The 16,786-nt window shown below is 51.7% G+C and carries 13 protein-coding genes; 12 read left to right on the top strand and 1 reads right to left on the bottom strand.

What is annotated here, in order from left to right; all coding sequences use genetic code 11:
• Positions 1-82 precede the first annotated feature (82 nt).
• The 5 genes from H8S80_RS12665 to H8S80_RS12685 are packed head-to-tail and all read left to right on the top strand — an operon-like array spanning position 83 to position 6,748.
• Complete coding sequence (locus tag H8S80_RS12665; RefSeq protein ID WP_117631081.1) at positions 83-1,360, top strand: L-cysteine desulfidase family protein; 1,278 nt, start codon at positions 83-85, stop codon at positions 1,358-1,360.
• A gap of 16 nt (positions 1,361-1,376) precedes the next feature.
• The gene (locus tag H8S80_RS12670) at positions 1,377-2,708 is read left to right on the top strand and encodes a cation:dicarboxylate symporter family transporter (RefSeq protein ID WP_117631083.1); all 1,332 of its coding nucleotides are present in this window, start codon (positions 1,377-1,379) and stop codon (positions 2,706-2,708) included.
• Positions 2,705-4,045 (top strand): CoA-disulfide reductase, encoded by a 1,341-nt coding sequence (locus H8S80_RS12675; protein WP_117631085.1) that lies wholly within the window; start codon positions 2,705-2,707, stop codon positions 4,043-4,045. Before H8S80_RS12670 ends, H8S80_RS12675 begins: the two co-directional genes overlap by 4 nt.
• Positions 4,046-4,078: 33 nt before the next feature.
• On the top strand, positions 4,079-5,650 hold the full coding sequence (locus H8S80_RS12680) for an AbgT family transporter (protein WP_181987909.1): 1,572 nt from the start codon (positions 4,079-4,081) through the stop codon (positions 5,648-5,650).
• Positions 5,651-5,671: 21 nt separating this feature from the next.
• Positions 5,672-6,748, top strand: coding sequence for a M24 family metallopeptidase (locus H8S80_RS12685; protein ID WP_117631089.1), 1,077 nt, complete (start codon positions 5,672-5,674; stop codon positions 6,746-6,748).
• Here H8S80_RS12685 and H8S80_RS34615 read toward each other — a convergent pair.
• Positions 6,738-6,866, bottom strand: coding sequence for a hypothetical protein (locus H8S80_RS34615; RefSeq protein WP_278321541.1), 129 nt, complete (start codon positions 6,864-6,866; stop codon positions 6,738-6,740). The two genes, H8S80_RS12685 and H8S80_RS34615, sit on opposite strands and share 11 nt — an antisense overlap.
• A gap of 50 nt (positions 6,867-6,916) precedes the next feature.
• Here H8S80_RS34615 and H8S80_RS12690 point away from each other — a divergent pair, with 50 nt between their 5' ends.
• The 7 genes from H8S80_RS12690 to H8S80_RS12720 all read left to right on the top strand — a co-directional run bounded on the left by H8S80_RS12690 (position 6,917) and on the right by H8S80_RS12720 (position 16,571).
• The gene (locus H8S80_RS12690; RefSeq protein WP_117631091.1) at positions 6,917-7,318 is read left to right on the top strand and encodes a ribosomal maturation YjgA family protein; all 402 of its coding nucleotides are present in this window, start codon (positions 6,917-6,919) and stop codon (positions 7,316-7,318) included.
• Positions 7,319-7,419: 101 nt separating this feature from the next.
• Entirely contained in the window at positions 7,420-9,075 is a 1,656-nt protein-coding gene (locus H8S80_RS12695) for a plasmid pRiA4b ORF-3 family protein (protein ID WP_117631093.1), read from the top strand.
• 222 nt (positions 9,076-9,297) lie between these two features.
• A complete protein-coding gene (locus H8S80_RS12700) occupies positions 9,298-10,032 on the top strand; it encodes an ATP-binding protein (RefSeq protein WP_243010352.1) in 735 nt (244 codons plus the stop codon).
• A 127-nt stretch (positions 10,033-10,159) separates the two neighbouring features.
• Complete coding sequence (locus H8S80_RS12705; RefSeq protein WP_117631095.1) at positions 10,160-11,227, top strand: nucleotidyltransferase domain-containing protein; 1,068 nt, start codon at positions 10,160-10,162, stop codon at positions 11,225-11,227.
• Positions 11,217-12,014 carry a nucleotidyltransferase domain-containing protein gene (locus H8S80_RS12710; RefSeq protein WP_002601900.1) on the top strand — a complete coding sequence of 266 codons (798 nt, stop codon included), beginning with the start codon at positions 11,217-11,219 and terminating at the stop codon, positions 12,012-12,014. Before H8S80_RS12705 ends, H8S80_RS12710 begins: the two co-directional genes overlap by 11 nt.
• A 17-nt stretch (positions 12,015-12,031) precedes the next feature.
• Complete coding sequence (locus H8S80_RS12715) at positions 12,032-13,165, top strand: Gfo/Idh/MocA family protein (protein WP_117631097.1); 1,134 nt, start codon at positions 12,032-12,034, stop codon at positions 13,163-13,165.
• Between the two features lie 61 nt (positions 13,166-13,226).
• Positions 13,227-16,571 carry a DEAD/DEAH box helicase gene (locus tag H8S80_RS12720; protein WP_117631099.1) on the top strand — a complete coding sequence of 1,115 codons (3,345 nt, stop codon included), beginning with the start codon at positions 13,227-13,229 and terminating at the stop codon, positions 16,569-16,571.
• Positions 16,572-16,786 lie beyond the last annotated feature (215 nt).

Below are 16,786 nucleotides of genomic sequence, written 5' to 3' on the forward strand. Positions count from 1 at the left end.
AATTCATTGACATATCGGTCAGAATAAGATAAAATTTTCTTATAAAATTATAAAAAATACATAAACCAATCGGAGGGAAATCATGGAACGTACCGGAATTCAATATTCGACCTATGTACAGATTCTAAAAGAGGAACTCGTGCCTGCCATGGGATGTACGGAGCCGATTGCTCTGGCCTATTGCGCGGCGAAAGCCAGAGAGGTGCTGGGCTGCCTTCCAGAACGCTGTGTGGTGGAAGCCAGCGGCAATATAGTGAAAAATGTAAAGAGTGTCATTGTCCCCAACACAGGCGGCTTAAAGGGCATTGAAGCCGCGGCGGCGGCCGGCATTGCAGCAGGGGATGCCTCCAGAATTCTGGAAGTTATCGCAGGCGTGACGGAGGAACAGAAGGCAGAGATAAAGGCGTATTTACAGAACGCGGAGATCTCTGTGAGGCCGCTGGAGACGGACGAGATCCTCGACATGGTGGTGACGGTATCCGGTGGTGGTTCCTGCGTGAAAGTGCGGATCGCCGGGTATCATACGAATATTGTGCTGATCGAGAAAGATGGAGAGGTCCTATACAAAGTGGGAGCCGTGGCCGCCAGGGAGGCGCAGATGGCGGACCGGAGTCTCTTAAATGTAGAAGATATCTACGATTTCGCCAAAACGGCGGATTTGGAGGACGTGAGAGACGTTATAGGGCGGCAGATTGCCTATAACAGCGCGATCTCGGAGGACGGCCTCCAGAACGACTGGGGCGCCAATATTGGCAGTGTCCTGTTGAAGGCCTACGGTGACGATATCCGCGTCCGGGCAAGGGCTGCGGCTGCAGCCGGATCGGACGCCCGTATGAGCGGATGCGAGCTTCCCGTTATTATCAATTCCGGAAGCGGAAATCAGGGTATGACCGCCTCCCTGCCTGTGATTGAGTATGCGAAAGAACTGGGCTCCAGCGAGGAAGAACTCTACCGCGCCCTGGTGCTCTCGAATTTAATCACGATCCACCAGAAGACGGGAATCGGCCGTCTGTCCGCCTACTGCGGAGCGGTCAGTGCGGGATGCGGGGCCGGATGCGGAATCGCCTTCCTGCTGGGGGCCGATTATAAGACCATCGCCCACACCCTGGTCAACGGCCTTGCCATCGTGTCGGGCATTATCTGCGACGGCGCCAAGCCGTCCTGTGCGGGTAAGATCGCGGCCGCGGTGGACGCCGGAATCATGGGATACTATATGTATATCAATGGTCAGCAGTTTAAAGGCGGCGACGGCATCGTGTCCAAGGGAGTGGAAAATACCATCACCAATGTGGGCCGTCTCGGAAAAGATGGAATGAGAGAGACAGATAAGGAAATAATCCGTATTATGACGGAATGCTGACAGAAAGGAACGATTCATGAATATAATAGAGTTTTTAGGATTAACGAGGGTGGAGAGCCTGGCGGGAGTGATCGTGTTTTTCGGTTTGCTGTTCGGAATCAGCCGCCTGCCAAAGAAAAAGTTTACATTTGCGGCCCGTGTGCTGATCGGAACAGGGATTGGAACCGTATACGGGCTGATCGTATGGGGATTGTCCGGCCGTACAGGAGCATATGCCGCAGATCTGGGACGCTGGTTCTCCCTGGTGGGGAACGGATACGTCTCCCTGTTTCAGCTTTTGATCGCTCCGGCCATCTTTGTCGCAGGGGTGCGTCTTGTGATCCACACGCCTCTTGTAAAGACAGAGACGCCGCTAATAAAATGGAAAAAATGGGTCAATACTCTGATGCTTGCGGTCAGCGCTCTGATTGGCGCCTGCCTTGGCCTCTGCTTTAAAGTGGGCGTGGCGCCGGGCGCAGATACTGCAGTCTTTTCCTGGGAGATCGGGGAGGGACAGAAGATCACCGACTCGATCGCGCATCTGATTCCATCGGGAATCGGTTTCGATTTTCTTACCGGCAATGTGGTGGGAATCTTTGTGTTTGCCGTATTGATTGGCATTGCAGCCCGGAGAATGTCCGGTAAATATATGGATACGGTAAAGCCGTTTCTGGACGTTACAGATGCCGCTTTCTCTGTAATTATGAGTGTGTGCAAGGCCGTTATCGCCTACAAGCCCATGGGGGCGGCCGCTGTCATGGCGGCGTTTACGGCGGCGTATGGCCCGGCGTTTCTCCTCATGCTGGTGAAGATGCTGGCAGTTCTCTGTGCGGCCTCTCTGGCCATGCTGGCAGTACAGCTGATACTGTGCGCGGTTTCCGGTGTGAGCCCGGCGGCATTTTTCCGGGCGGGAAAGGCGGCGATGAAAAAGGCGCTGGTTACCCGTTCCGGTTCCGCCTGCCTCCCCGATGCGCAGGAAGCGCTGACGGCCGGACTGGGGCTTAAAAAGGAGATTACCGACGAGGTATCTGCCTACGCCATCTCTTCAGGAATGCAGGGATGCGGCGCCATGTTCCCGGCGATGGCAGCGGTATTTGCCGCAGGCTTAAGCGGACTTACCATGACACCGGCGCTGGTGTTCGGCCTGGTGGTGGTTATCGTACTGGTTTCCTATGGGATTACCGGTGTTCCGGGTACGGCCACCATGGCGGAATTCGGAGCCGTGATGGGCAGCGGTATCACCGGAGCGGTGAACGGCCTCGGACCGATGATTGCCGTCGATCCCATCGGCGATGTGCCGAGAACACTCATTAATGTAACTGGCTGTATGACAAATGCGATTATTGTAGAAAGAAGGGTGAGAGAGTGAAAACAGTGATTATCGGGGGAGTTGCCGCCGGAATGTCGGCGGCCTCCAAGTTAAAAAGGCTGTTGGGTGACGCGGTCGAGATCGTGGTTTATGAGAAAGGCGGAGAGGTATCCTTTGGCGCCTGCGGAATTCCGTTTTATATTTCCGATCATATCAAACAGGGGAAGGAACTGATCGCCAGGACGGCGGAAGAATTTGCGAAGAGCGGGATCCCGGTAAAGATCTGCCATGAGGTGACGGCCGTGGATACGGACGCCAAGACCGTGACCGTGAAGAATCTAAAGACTGGAGAGGTGTTTGACGATACCTATGACAAGCTGGTGATCGGAAGCGGAGCGGGGGTGCGCCATTTTCCGCCGTTCGACCGTTCTTACACCAATTTATTCGAGATCCGCGACGTGGCGGATGGAACCAGGGTGAAACAGGCGTTGTTCGATGAGAACCAGCGCCATGTGGTCATCGTCGGAGCCGGATTCATCGGGCTGGAGCTGTCCGAGGCGTGCAGACATTACGGCAAAGAGGTCACGGTCGTGGAGCTGGCTGAGCACGTGCTTTCGGCTTTTGACACCGAGATCAGTGAGGCGCTGGAAGCCGAGCTTGCAGAAAACGGCGTGACCGTGCGCGTGGGAACCATGGTGCAGAGTCTGGTCGAGGAAGACGGCCGCATCGTACGGGCTGTGCTGCAGCGCGGGGAAGAGACCGAAGAGATTCCGGCGGATCTGGTGATCAACAGCGCGGGAATCGCTCCGGCCACATCCTTTATCACCAATGTGGAGAAGGCCAGAAACGGGGCGATCTGCGTGAATGAGCGGATGGAGACGAGTATCCCGGACGTTTACGCGGCTGGCGACTGCAGCATTATGAAGTCCGCAGTCACCGGCGACTATCTGTATGCGCCTTTAGGAACCAATGCCAACAAACAGGGAAGAATCATCGGCGATATTTTAGGCGGTGTGCAGCCGAAGCCATTTAAGCTGATCGGAAGCTCGGCGCTGCGGCTGTTCGGCATCGATGCGGCCAAGGTCGGTCTATCCGAGAAGGAGGCGAAGGCAAGGGGGCTTCATTACAAGGCCCATATGATTACGGGCAACAGCTACGCGTCCTATTACGGCACGGAGAAGCTGAATATCAAGCTGATCTACGATGCCGATACGAGAAAGATCCTGGGGGCGGAGACGTACGGACAGGGAATCGTGGTTCCGAGGGCCAATTATTACGCCATCGCCATCTACGCCGGACTGACCGTGGATGAGATGGGATTTATGGATTTGTGTTATTCCCCGCCGTTTTCCGGTGTGTGGGATGCCGCGCTGATCGCGTCAAATACTGCGAAATAGGCAGTAAATAATATAATGTATAAAGGAGAAAGTATGAAAAACACAACCAAGACAAAAAAACGTTCCTGGATCCTGCGCTTTCTGGATAAGATCGAAGTCGCAGGGAACAAACTCCCGACACCGCTCACCATATTCTTTTACCTGGCAGTGGCAGTAGTCATTGTCTCCGGTATCGGTTCAGCCCTTGGGTGGAGCGCCGCAGGCGATATGTACAATTCAGGCAGCGGAACGGTGGAGGAGGCCACAGTATCTATCGTCAGCCTGTTCAGCGTTAAGGGGCTTCAGTATATGCTGACCTCCGCGGTAACCAATTTTACCAGCTATGCGCCGCTGGGCTTTACCATCGTTATCATGCTGGGCATCGGTGTGGCGGAAAGCTCCGGCTATTTAAACGGCCTGATCCGCAAGGTGGTCAAGGTGACACCGGCCGCGCTGGTGACACCGATGGTCGTCTTTATCGGCGTTATGACAAACGTAGCGGAAAATGCCGGTTACGTTGTCTTTATCCCGTTGGCAGCCATGATTTTCAAGGCATACAAAAAGCACCCTCTGGCAGGTATCGCAGCCGGATTTGCCGGTGTATCCGGCGGCTTCTCCGCAAACTTACTGATCGGTTCCGCAGATGCCACATTATCCGGTTTCTCCACTGCGGCGGCTCAGACGTTGGATCCGTCCTATACGGTTACACCGCTGGGCAACTGGTTCTTTATGATTGTATCGACCATCCTGATTACCATTGTGGGAACCTATATCACCGAGCGTGTGATTATCCCGCTCCTTGGGCCGTATAAGGAAAATGGAGACGGAACTTTAATCGAGGCGTCCGACAGCATTTCCGCTAAGGAAGAGAAGGCATTGAAGGCCGCTAACTGGGTATTCGTAGGAATCGCGGCATTCTACATTATCTGCTGTATTCCGAAAAATTCCTTTATGAGAAACCCGGAGACCGGCAGCTTAATCGACGGTTCCACCCTGATGAACGCGATCATTCCGCTGTTCACCCTGCTGTTTTTCATTCCTTCCTTTGTATATGGAAAGCTGTGCGGTACCTTCAAATCCGATAAGGATGTGGTGTCTTCCTTTAATAAGGCCATTGCTTCCATATCCGGTTTTGTGGCCATGGCGTTCGTAGCGGCCCAGTTTACCAATTACTTCAGCTATACCAATATCGGCCGTGTTCTGTCCTTTAAGGGCGCGGAATTGTTAAAGAGCTTAAATGTCAACTCCGTAGTTCTTGTGGTCTGCTTTATCCTGGTTGCGGGCTTTGTCAACCTGTTTATGGCTTCCGCTTCCGCGAAATATGCGATCTTTGCCCCGGTATTCGTGCCGATGTTTATGAAGATGGGATTATCTCCGGAGCTGACTCAGGTGGCTTACCGGATCGGTGACAGCACAACCAATATCATCGCCCCGGTTATCGCATGGATTCCGTATATCCTGACGATTATGAAGAAATACGACAAGGATACCGGGTGGGGAACGCTGGTTTCCTCCATGCTTCCGTACTCTATGGCATTCTTATTCTTCTGGTCTCTGCTTTTAGCTGTCTGGATGATCATCGGTCTGCCGTTAGGACCAGGAGCGCCTATATTCTACGGAGTTTAAGGGAACAAAGGAGGCAGGAATATGTTTGAAGAGAGAGTAAGCCGCGTCTTACATAATATGGAAGAGATGGGGCTGGAGCAGATGATTATCAGCGATCCGCCGTCGGTCTTTTATCTGACCGGCAGATGGATTCTGCCCAATGAGCGTTTGCTGGCATTGTATTTAAATAAAAATGGAAACAATAAGCTGTTTATCAATAAACTGTTTACCGTGGACGGTGATATCGGAATCGAAAAGGTGTGGTTTTCCGATACAGACCCGGCCTGCCGGATGATAGCGAACTGTACAGACCATGAGAAGCCGCTGGGGATCGATAAGAAGATGGCGGCCAGATTCCTTCTGGAGCTGATGGAACTGGGAGCCGGTTCCTCCTATAAAAATGCATCCGAATGTGTGGACGGAGCCCGCCGGATCAAGGACGGGGAAGAGAAAGAAAAGATGATTCTGGCCTCCCGGTTAAATGACGAGGCCATGGGCCGTTTCCGCGGTCTCATAAAGGAGGGCGTGACGGAGCTGGAGGTCGCTGCCGGAATGTGCGCGATCTACAAGGAGCTGGGGACAGAAGGGCCTTCCTTCGGCCCGCTGGTAAGCTTTGGGGCCAATGCCGCCATCGGCCATCATAAGCCGGATGGAACCGTTTTAAAAGACGGCGACTGCGTGCTCTTCGATGTGGGATGCAAGAAGGACAGCTACTGCTCCGACATGACCAGAACGTTTTTCTATAAGAGCGCCAGTGAAAAGGGCAGGGAAGTATACGAGATCGTCAAGAAGGCTAATTTAGCCGCACAGGCGGCCATGAAGCCGGGCATGAAGTTCTGTGAGATCGATAAGGTGGCAAGGGACATCATCACGGAGGCAGGGTACGGCCCGTACTTTACACACCGTCTCGGCCACTGTATCGGAATCGAGGTGCATGATGCAGGAGATGTCTCTTCCGCGAATCAGGACGTTGTGCAGGAGGGCATGATCTTTTCCTGTGAACCGGGAATCTATCTTCCGGGCGAGCTGGGGGTAAGGATCGAGGATCTGATGCTGATTACGGCGGATGGCGCCGTAAGTTTGAACCGGGATTCCAAGGAGATGGAAATCATCGGATGATGCCCCGGTTACAGAGCATGGAAATAAGATAAAAATTATAGTACCGCAGCAGGGAAGTGACTGGCCGGAGACGGCCGGAAGCGCGGAACTGCTGCGGTATTCTTTTTGTTGCAATCATGCGTGTTCTCCGCTATGATAGTACGTATAAAGAGGAAAGGGGCTTTCGCGATGAGGGAAATGACAGAGAGAGATAAGAAGCTGCGTCTGCTGTACGGAGCTGCGTTTCTGGTGCTGATGGCGGTGGAAACGCTGATTGCCCTGTACGTTCACGATAAAGTGATACGTCCCTATGTGGGGGACCTGCTGGTGGTTCTCGTGGTATACTGTTTCGTCAGGATCTTTGTCCCGGTGAAGGTGCGGCGGATGCCGCTTTATGTATTTTTATTCGCGGCAAGCGTGGAGGTGCTTCAGTATTTTGACCTTGTGACGCTGTTGGGGCTATCCGGCAGCAGATTCGCCAGAATCGTGCTCGGTTCGGTGTTTGACGTGAAGGATCTGGCCTGTTATGCGGCCGGCTGCCTGCTTTTGTGTGTCTGGGAGCGGGCGGTTCGAAGAAAAATATGCGAATAGACTGGACAGGAGCAGTAGATTTGTGGTAAATTGTCATGGCGCCGTTTTTTATATATGAAGCAGGGCGCAGGACTCTTTATTTGAAGCAGGAGGAAATTTTCATGGGAGCTTATCAGTTCAAGATCGTTATAAAAGGGAGTAAACCACCAATCTGGAGAAGGGTTCTGGTTCCGCAGGGGATTACGTTTGAGCAGCTGCACCAGATTATTCAGGCCGTATTCTGCTGGTCGGATTACCATCTCTATGAGTTTGAGTTCCGTACAATGGGAATTCGGGTGAGAGATGACAGGGTGGAGGAAGACTTTGACATGCCCGGAACCATCTCCAGCGGTACGGTTATCGATGAACTGGTGGCTGATACGAAGAAATTTACATATACATACGATCTGGGAGATAACTGGGAACACACCGTCGAGGTGGAAAAGGTTCTGGAGGAAGATACGGAGCAATATGCGCGGGTGACGAAGTATAAGGGCGATGTCATACCGGAGGACTGCGGCGGAATCTGCGGATACTATCAGCTTCTGGATACGCTGGCGGACCCGCAGAGGCTGGCCGCTTATAACGAAGAAAACGGATTTGATTATAAAGAGTGGGCCGAGAGCCAGGGAATGCGCGAGTATGATGCGGATCTGGTCAATGAAGCGCTTAAACAGCTGGCTTTCCCTGATGGCAGCATGCCGGAGCAGGAAGGTGTGAAGCTGGCCGACATCTTCCGGTTTTACGACAAGGAGAGCATTACAGAGCTGGCAAAGCGCCACGGCTTAAGCGGATATTCGAAGCTTAAAAAGGAAGAGCTGATCCGGAAGACGGCGGAATACATGCTCTGTCCGGAGGTGATGAGCGAGTACTTTGTCTGTGCGAGAGATGCAGAGATCAGGCTGTTTGAACAGGTTCTGCAGGGCGAAGGCCATATTCCCTATGTTGAACAGGAAAATATGGATTATCTCTATGCCGGGGGCTATGTGACAATGGAGATGAGCCCTGAGCTATATACGGTGGCCGACGATGTGAAGCAGGCGTATGAAGCCATCAATACGGAAGGGTTTCAGGCGGTAAGGGGGCGGATCAGCCGCATCGGAGATTATCTGTGCGCCGCTAACGCGCTGTACGCGGTGACTCCGGTCTCCCTGGTTCTGGAGATATTCAATAAGTATGAAGCGAAAAAGCTGACGGAAGAGGAACTGACAGACGCGTACAGGATACTGTATGCAGCCCGTCCCGAGGTGGAACTGATCGAAGGCCGGTTCGTGGACTGTGTGCTGGCCGAGCAGAAGTCGTATGACGAACTTTACAGCAGACAGCGGAACGTCCCTTACTACATTCCGAATCAGCAGGAAATCGAGTGGATGGCGGACAACGGCGGGTTCCTGATGAGCAGGGAGCTGCAGCAATTTGGAGAATTTTTAATAAAAGGATTGGGCGTCGGAGACGAGCGAATTCCGTATATTTTACGGGATGTCCAGTCTGCAATCAGTGTCGGTTCTGATTTACAGACCGTGGTAGACGAGCTTGAGACCTATGGAGTCATATTCCGCGGTCAGGAGGAACTGGAGAAGTTCACCAGCCAGATCATGGACGTGTGGAACAGCACGCGCATGGTGCTGAACCGTGGGTATACGCCTCATGAGATGGTGACCAGAGGCTTCAGCCAGGCCGCGGAATCGCGCAGGAACGTTCAGAAAATCTATCCTAACGATCCGTGTCCATGCGGAAGCGGGAAGAAATATAAGAAGTGCTGCGGGAAGAAGCGGTAGGAAATAGTATTGAAATGTGATTGGAAAAACAGAAGGTAATGTGTGAAAAAGCGGAAGCGGCCGGATTGAAGAAGGCGGTTTCCGCTTTTTTAGAATAATCAGGAAAATAATCCTTGAATGGAATGAGAAGGAGAAAAGTTGGGAATTAAATCCTAACGTTTGTTGAGGCTGCCTCTTTCCTTTTCCGAATTCTGTGGTGCTCTGACCGAGACCGGCCTTTCCATGCAGCAGAAGTTTGCCAGGTATCTGGAATTTAGTTCATTTCCGTATGTTACGAGGCTGGAACTGGAACAAAGGGATGCAAAAGAGTATCTGATGGATATTTATCACACGGTTCTCTTGAAAGATGTGGTCGCCAGGCTTAATATATCCGATGTTACCAGTTTGGAAAATGTAGCAAAATTTATGCTGCATAACATTGGGAATCTGGTATCCCCCACAAACATAGCCAATACGCTGAAATCGCAGGGGGCAAAAGTGGATCAGAAAACTGTGGACAAATATCTTCGCGGTCTGACCGACAGCCTTCTTTTATACGAGGCGGGGCGTTACAATATAAAGGGAAAACAGTATTTAACACAGCAAAGCAAATACTATGCGGTCGATATCGGTCTGCGAAATGTCCTTGTGCGGGGAAAGGACAGCGACGTGGGACATATCCTGGAAAATATTGTTTATCTGGAGCTGCTGCGCCGCGGGTACCGGGTTTATGTCGGACAGCTGAGTGACGGCGAAGTGGATTTTGTGGCGATAAGTCCGGAGGAAACCATCTATTATCAGGTGGCGGCGACCACATTGGAGGAATCGACTCTGGAAAGGGAACTTGCACCTCTCAGAAAGATCCAGGACAATTATCCCAAGTATCTCTTAACACTGGATGAATTGTTTAACAATGTGGATTATGAAGGAATAAAAAAAAGAAATGTGCTTGAATGGCTCTTAAAGAAAAGTCAATAGATATGGTCACGCAGTACCCGATGGTTTCCGAACATGGAATTATCGGGTATTTTTAAACGTTTGTTGGCATTTTTCCGGGGAGCAGTTATACTATAAGTATTATATTTGCAGGAAAGGGGGAACCCCCATGAGTGAAACAGAGCAGCATCTAACAGAGCAGCATCTAACAGAGCAGCATCTAACAGAGCAGCTTCTGGCACAACCGCAGTACGGCTTTTTGAAAACGGATCCACATCTGGGAAAACATATTATTCTGCTGGGGCTGGCGGGCAGTTATGCCTATGGGACGAATCAGGAAAACAGTGATATTGATGTCCGGGGAGTAACATTAAACAGGAGGTCCGATTTGATTGGAATGACCTCTTATGACCAGTATACAGATAAGAATACGGACACGGTAATCTATGCGTTTAATAAGATCATACGGCTTTTGCTGGAGTGCAATCCCAACACCTGTGAGCTGCTGGGGCTGAATGAAGAGCACTATTTATACCTGTCACCCATCGGGAGGGAGCTTCTGGACAACCGCCGTCTATTCCTTTCAAGGAGGGCGATCCAGTCCTTCGGGGGATACGCGGACCAGCAGCTGAGGCGGCTCCAGAACGCGCTGGCGCGGGACCGGATGGCTTCGGAGGAACGGGAAAGACACATCTACAATTCCGTGAAGAACGCCATGTATGAGTTTAAGGAGCGCTACCGGATTACCGATTACGGTTCTCTGAACATTTATATCGATGAGGCGGAGAATCCGGAGATGGACACGGAGATATTTCTGGACGCTTTAGTTTCTCACTATCCGCTGCGGGATTACCGGAACATATGGGGTGAGATGAATAACATCGTAAAAGAGTATGATAAGATTGGAAAACGGAACCGGAAGAAGGACGACAACCATTTAAACAAGCATGCCATGCATTTGATCCGCCTGTTTATGATGGCAATCGATATTCTGGAGAAGGAAGATATTATTACGTATCGGAAAGACGAGCATGAGCTTCTGATGAAAATCCGGCGGGGAGAATTTCAGAAGGAGGACGGCACCTACCGGACGGAATTTTATGAGATTCTGGCAGACTATGAAAAGCGGCTGCATGAGGCTGCTGCGAACACATCACTTCCGGAAGAACCGGATTATGAGCGTGTGCAGGAGTTTGTCATGAGCGTCAACGAAAGGGTGGTAAGAGATGAGATATAAGGATTTTGAGGGAACGCTGGAGGAACTGGTGGAACAGAAGCTTCAGGAGATAGAGGAAAAAGAACACGTGCGGATTCTTCACGCAGTGGAATCCGGAAGCCGTTCCTGGGGATTTGCATCCCCGGACAGCGATTACGACGTTCGGTTTATCTATGTGCGCCGTCCAGAGGATTACTTAAAGCTGGAACCCGCCCGCGATGTGATCGAGTGGGAGCTGGATGAAACGCTCGATATCAATGGCTGGGATTTGCAGAAGGCACTGCGCCAGTATCATCGATCAAATTCCACACTGTTTGAATGGGCGAACTCTCCGGTCGTCTACCGCACGACAGAGGAATGGAGGCAGATACACCAGGCGGCATCCGTGTACTTTTCCGAAAAGGCGGCCATGTACCATTATTACGGAACGGCGAAGAGCAACTTCCTGGAGTTTCTGCAGGGAGACACTGTGAAATATAAGAAATATTTCTATGTGATCCGTCCGGTCCTGGCGTGTAAGTGGATTGAGGAACACGCGTGCCCGCCGCCGGTGCTTTTTTCGGAGCTGATGGAAGCGGTCCGCGGCTGCGGTGATCTGGCAAAAGTCCTGGCGGCCATTGAGAAGCTGCTGGAGATCAAGGCGCTGACGCCGGAAAGCGGAGCAGGAGAACGGATCGAAGTTTTGAACCATTTTATTGAAGGACAGCTGGATTACTATAAAACGCTGCTGGACAAAAAGACGGACGACAGGAGAGAGAGCTGGGACGTGCTGGACCGGCTGTTCCTGGAAAGTCTGAAGGTGCGATAAACGGAAAGGAGATTTCTATGAAAATGACGATAGACAGGACTGCACTGGAGAAAAAGCCGCTTCGCTTTGTGGTGATCGGTTCCGGCTGGCGTTCTCTGTTTTACTGGAGAATTGCCTGTGCGTATCCGGAGCTGTTTACCATGGAGGCGATGCTCTGCAGGACGGAAGAGAAGGCCGGGCACATGAGAAAACAGTACGGTGTTCCAGCCGTGACATCGGAGGCCTCCTGTGAGGCCATGAAGCCGGATTTCGTGGTGGTGGCAGTAAACAAGGCGTCGATCTTTCCGGTAACGAAGCAATGGGCCGGGAAGGGCTTTCCGGTGCTCTGCGAGACTCCGGCGGCGCTGGAACTGGATGAGCTTAAGGAACTCTGGCGTATGAAGATGGAAGAAGGCGCAAAAATACAGGTGGCGGAGCAGTATTTTCTCTACCCTTCCTTTGCCGCAGCTGCGGAGGTGGTCAGGCGCGGAGTTTTAGGAGAGGCCTCTATGATGACGCTGTCTGCTGTCCACGACTACCATGGCGCCAGCGTTATCCGCCGTATGCTGGGGACGGAACTTCAGAATATGACCGTTTACGGGAAGGAATACCCGTTTACGCTGATGGAGACAGACTCCAGAGATGGGGCCATCACAGACGGCCGCATGTCGGAGCGGATGAGGCGGCGGGTTACATTTGAATTTGAAGACGGGAAAACGGCTTTTTATGATTTCAGCAGTGTGCAGTACCACTCTTATATCCGGAGCAGGCATTTGAACGTTCAGGGCATGACGGGGGAATTAAATGACTGGACAGTGCGGTATGTAAAGGAAGAGGTACAGCCTTCGGGAAGGCGCTTCCTGCCGATGGAACAGACGATGAGCGTGGAACGAAACGCGTCCGGCAGCGGCATCATCCGGATTTCTCTGGGAGAGGAGCAACTTTATGTAAACCCATTTGTACACATGGGGCTGAAACAGGTTCTGCCTCAGGACGAGACCGCCATTGCCGTTCTCATGATGGGAATGAGACGGTATATCGAAGAGGGGCTGGAGTGCTATCCTCTGGCGGAAGGGCTTCAGGACGCCTATGCGCTGATTCTGATCAATGAAGCGCTGAAAAGTCCGGGGCGTCCGGTCCGGTCCGAGACCCAGATATGGGCAGGAATATAGAATCAGGGCAGCGGTAGGGAAGACAGTTTCAGACAGAGCGAAAACGGGGTAGAGAGACAGTATGATAACGATTAAGGCAATCAGAGTGGAAGCCAGTCCTCAGTCATTTACGAAAGGAAATCAGTTGTACCGAAGAGGAATGGTGGAAGATCTGAATTTTCAGAATATCGATGGTAAGCTGGAGGCAAGTGCATGGGTAGAGGGATCTTATGATAACCGCTACCAGGTGGAAATGGCATACAGTCTGAAGAGCCATACATTTACACGGTACTACTGTGAATGTCCGGCCTACCAGTCTTATGACGGGATGTGCAAGCACTGTGTCGCGGTCGCGCTGGAGATGATGGAACGTGATGCGGAGAGAGAGGAAGTATCTGGGGAAGCAGACAGAGTATCTGCTGCCGCACCGGCTGCGACACCGGCTGCGACACCGGCTGCGACACCGGCTGCGGCCGCCAGACTGAGGCAGCCGCCGACAGATACCGCGGTTAAAAAACTGATATTTGCCAGCACTATTCAGGAAAATGCCTGCTATTTCCAGCCTGAGGTAAATGGAAATATAAGGCTGGTTCCTATTCTGCACCGGGATGCAGAGGGCTGGATGGTTGAGTTTAAAATCGGTTCGGATCATCTGTATGTATTAAAGGATATTACCGCTATGGTAAATGCTCTGAAAGAAGAAAAGTATGTACACTATGGACAGAAACTGGCATTTTACCATGTAAAAAGCGCATTTACAGAGGAGAGCCGCAGACTGGTGGACTTTTTGGAAGACTGTGTGAATCAGGAGCAGGACTTTATTACGGAATTGTATGTGATGCGGCGCAGTTACCTGCCCACAGCAGCTTCTGCACGGAATCTGGTTCTGTCAGGTGATAAAATGGTGCGCTTTTTGCAGGCAGTGGGTCCGGGAGTCATTGCGCTTCAATCCAGATTCTCCAATCTGACCCGGATAAAGATTGTGGAAAAGGATCCTGTACTTGGATTTTCTATTGTGGAACGGAGTAGTGGCGGCTGTCTTATTTCCGTTCCCAGAGGGGAAGCGTTTGTAAGTAAAAACGGGCTGTGTGTTTTTACAGAAGATACCATATATTTATGCAGTGAGGAGTTCGGAACGCATATGGGCGGTATCTGCGGTCTGATGGAGCCGTATAAAGAACAGGAATATCATGTAAATGAAGAAGATATGCCGGTGCTCTGTACCTCGGTACTGCCTTCGCTGGAGGAGTATTCAGTCCTTAAAAAGCCGGATTCACTGGAACGTTATATGCCGAAGCCGTGTGAAATACTCCTATATCTGGATTATGTGGACCGGACTCTGATTGCATCTGTTTACAGCCAGTATGGAGAGGCGCGTTATAATCTGATTGAGGGACTGGAGGTCAAGGATTTATATCGTGATATGAAAAAGGAGCAGTATGCGGCGAAGCTGGCAGGCAGTTATCTCCAATATGCAGACGAGGAGAAAAATCTGCTGTATATTCCGGAAGAGGACGAAGAGGCGCAGTATCGTCTGCTCAGCACTGGAATTGCGCAGTTTCAGCAGATAGCTGAGGTATATATTTCTGAGTCCTTAAAAAGGCTGAGGGTCTTAAAGTCACCTAAAATTACAATGGGAATTACCAGGAACAGCGGACTGCTGGATATTACACTCCAGACTGAGCGGTTAGAGCCGGGAGAGTTGGAGGGACTGCTGTCCAGCTACCGGAGGAGGAGAAAATATTACCGCTTAAAGAATGGGGATTTTCTGGAGCTGGAGGATAATGGACTGTCGGCAGTGGCAGAACTGGCCGAAGGGCTGGAACTGAGTGTGGAGGAACTGGAGGAAGGCCATATCCGGGTACCGGAATACCGATCCTTCTATTTAGACCAGGTTCTGCGGGAGAATGAAGGGATCGTAGAAGTTAAGCGCAGTTCATCCTACAAGGCCTTTCTGCGGTCCATGAAAAATGTGGAGGACAGCGACTATGAGGTCCCCGCCGGATTGAATGCGGAGCTAAGACCGTATCAGAAGTTTGGATTCCGATGGCTCATGACTCTGGGGGCGATGGGATTCGGCGGAATTCTGGCCGATGACATGGGGCTTGGGAAGACTGTACAGGCGATCGCGTATCTGGCGGCGGTGAAAGAAAATTATGAGGGGGATACGACACGGCACAGCCTTATCATCTGTCCGGCTTCCCTTGTCTATAACTGGGAGAGTGAGATACACCGGTTCGCGCCCGGACTGACTGTGGAGACGGTCGTGGGAGGGGCCGGGAGCAGGAAGGAAAAGATACGGAATAGCAGGGCGGATATTCTGCTCACATCCTATGACTTATTAAAACGGGATGTGGAGGCGTATCAGGAGGCTCTGTTTGATACTGTTTTCATCGATGAGGCGCAGAATATTAAGAATCACGGAACGCAGACAGCGAAAGCGGTGAAGGCCCTTGGCTGTGCCCGGAGGTTTGCGCTGACCGGGACGCCCATAGAAAATTCGCTGAGTGAGCTGTGGAGTATCTTTGATTTTCTGATGCCCGGCTTTCTTGGGGCTTATAAGCATTTTCGGGAGAAGTACGAACAGCCCGTGGCGGCGAGACAGGATGAGGTGGCGGCGGAACGGCTGCGGCGGATGATAAGGCCGTTTATCCTGAGGCGTCTGAAGAAAGAGGTCTTAAAGGAACTGCCGGACAAGCTGGAAGAGGTGGTGTATTCCCGCATGGAGACGGCGCAGAGGGAGATCTATGAGGCCAGAGTGCAGAAGCTGCTGGATTCCCTTTCGAGGCAGAGCCAGGAGGAGTACCGGGTCGGAAAGCTGCAGATACTGGCGGAGCTGACTCATTTGCGCCAGCTCTGCTGTGATCCGTCCCTGGTATACGAGAATTACGACGGCGGGGCGGCCAAGGTGGACACCTGTGTGGAGCTGGTGAGTAATGCGGTGGAAGCGGGAAATAAGGTTCTTCTGTTTTCTCAGTTTACGTCCATGCTGGATATTATCCGGAGACGGCTCGATGAAGCTGGGATCGGTTATTATATCCTGACGGGATCGACCTCCAAGGAGAAGCGGAATGAACTGGTGAAGTCCTTTAACGGGGATGGACCGCCTGTCTTTTTAATCTCCTTAAAGGCCGGAGGAACGGGGCTTAACTTAACTGCCGCCAGTATCGTGATCCATTTCGATCCGTGGTGGAACCAGGCGGCCCAGAACCAGGCCACAGACCGCGCCCACAGAATCGGGCAGCAGCAGGTGGTCACAGTGTATAAGCTGATTATGAAGGACACTCTGGAGGAGAAGATTCTGGAAATGCAGGAGAGAAAGGCGGGGCTGTCTGAGGAGATTATGGCGGATGGAAGCATCAGCGAGGTGATTGGGTCGAAGGAGGAGTTTATGGAGATTCTGCGAGGGGCGGCAGAGGGGCGGTAGAGTGTAGAAGGAGAAGAGGAAGGCAGGTGGAATGGTGAACGAGACCTTTTATTACGATTTGATACCATCTCGGAGTATCCTTAAAACGGTGCCGGATTCTTTTCTGGACGTAACCGCTTAGGAATATGATATGAAACTTGGGGGAAGCAATGGGCAGATACTTGCGGTTCCAGAAATTTTGGAACAATATGAAAAATGTTAACCGCCAGGTGGTT

It is taken from the genome of Hungatella sp. L36 (assembly GCF_014288035.1).

Coding starts and splice junctions, on each gene's coding strand:
- H8S80_RS12665 (WP_117631081.1), top strand. CDS start 83: ATGGAACGTACCGGAATTCAATATTCGACCTATGTACAGATTCTAAAA.
- H8S80_RS12670 (WP_117631083.1), top strand. CDS start 1,377: ATGAATATAATAGAGTTTTTAGGATTAACGAGGGTGGAGAGCCTGGCG.
- H8S80_RS12680 (WP_181987909.1), top strand. CDS start 4,079: ATGAAAAACACAACCAAGACAAAAAAACGTTCCTGGATCCTGCGCTTT.
- H8S80_RS12685 (WP_117631089.1), top strand. CDS start 5,672: ATGTTTGAAGAGAGAGTAAGCCGCGTCTTACATAATATGGAAGAGATG.
- H8S80_RS34615 (WP_278321541.1), bottom strand. CDS start 6,866: ATGATTGCAACAAAAAGAATACCGCAGCAGTTCCGCGCTTCCGGCCGT.
- H8S80_RS12690 (WP_117631091.1), top strand. CDS start 6,917: ATGAGGGAAATGACAGAGAGAGATAAGAAGCTGCGTCTGCTGTACGGA.
- H8S80_RS12695 (WP_117631093.1), top strand. CDS start 7,420: ATGGGAGCTTATCAGTTCAAGATCGTTATAAAAGGGAGTAAACCACCA.
- H8S80_RS12700 (WP_243010352.1), top strand. CDS start 9,298: ATGCAGCAGAAGTTTGCCAGGTATCTGGAATTTAGTTCATTTCCGTAT.
- H8S80_RS12705 (WP_117631095.1), top strand. CDS start 10,160: ATGAGTGAAACAGAGCAGCATCTAACAGAGCAGCATCTAACAGAGCAG.
- H8S80_RS12710 (WP_002601900.1), top strand. CDS start 11,217: ATGAGATATAAGGATTTTGAGGGAACGCTGGAGGAACTGGTGGAACAG.
- H8S80_RS12715 (WP_117631097.1), top strand. CDS start 12,032: ATGAAAATGACGATAGACAGGACTGCACTGGAGAAAAAGCCGCTTCGC.
- H8S80_RS12720 (WP_117631099.1), top strand. CDS start 13,227: ATGATAACGATTAAGGCAATCAGAGTGGAAGCCAGTCCTCAGTCATTT.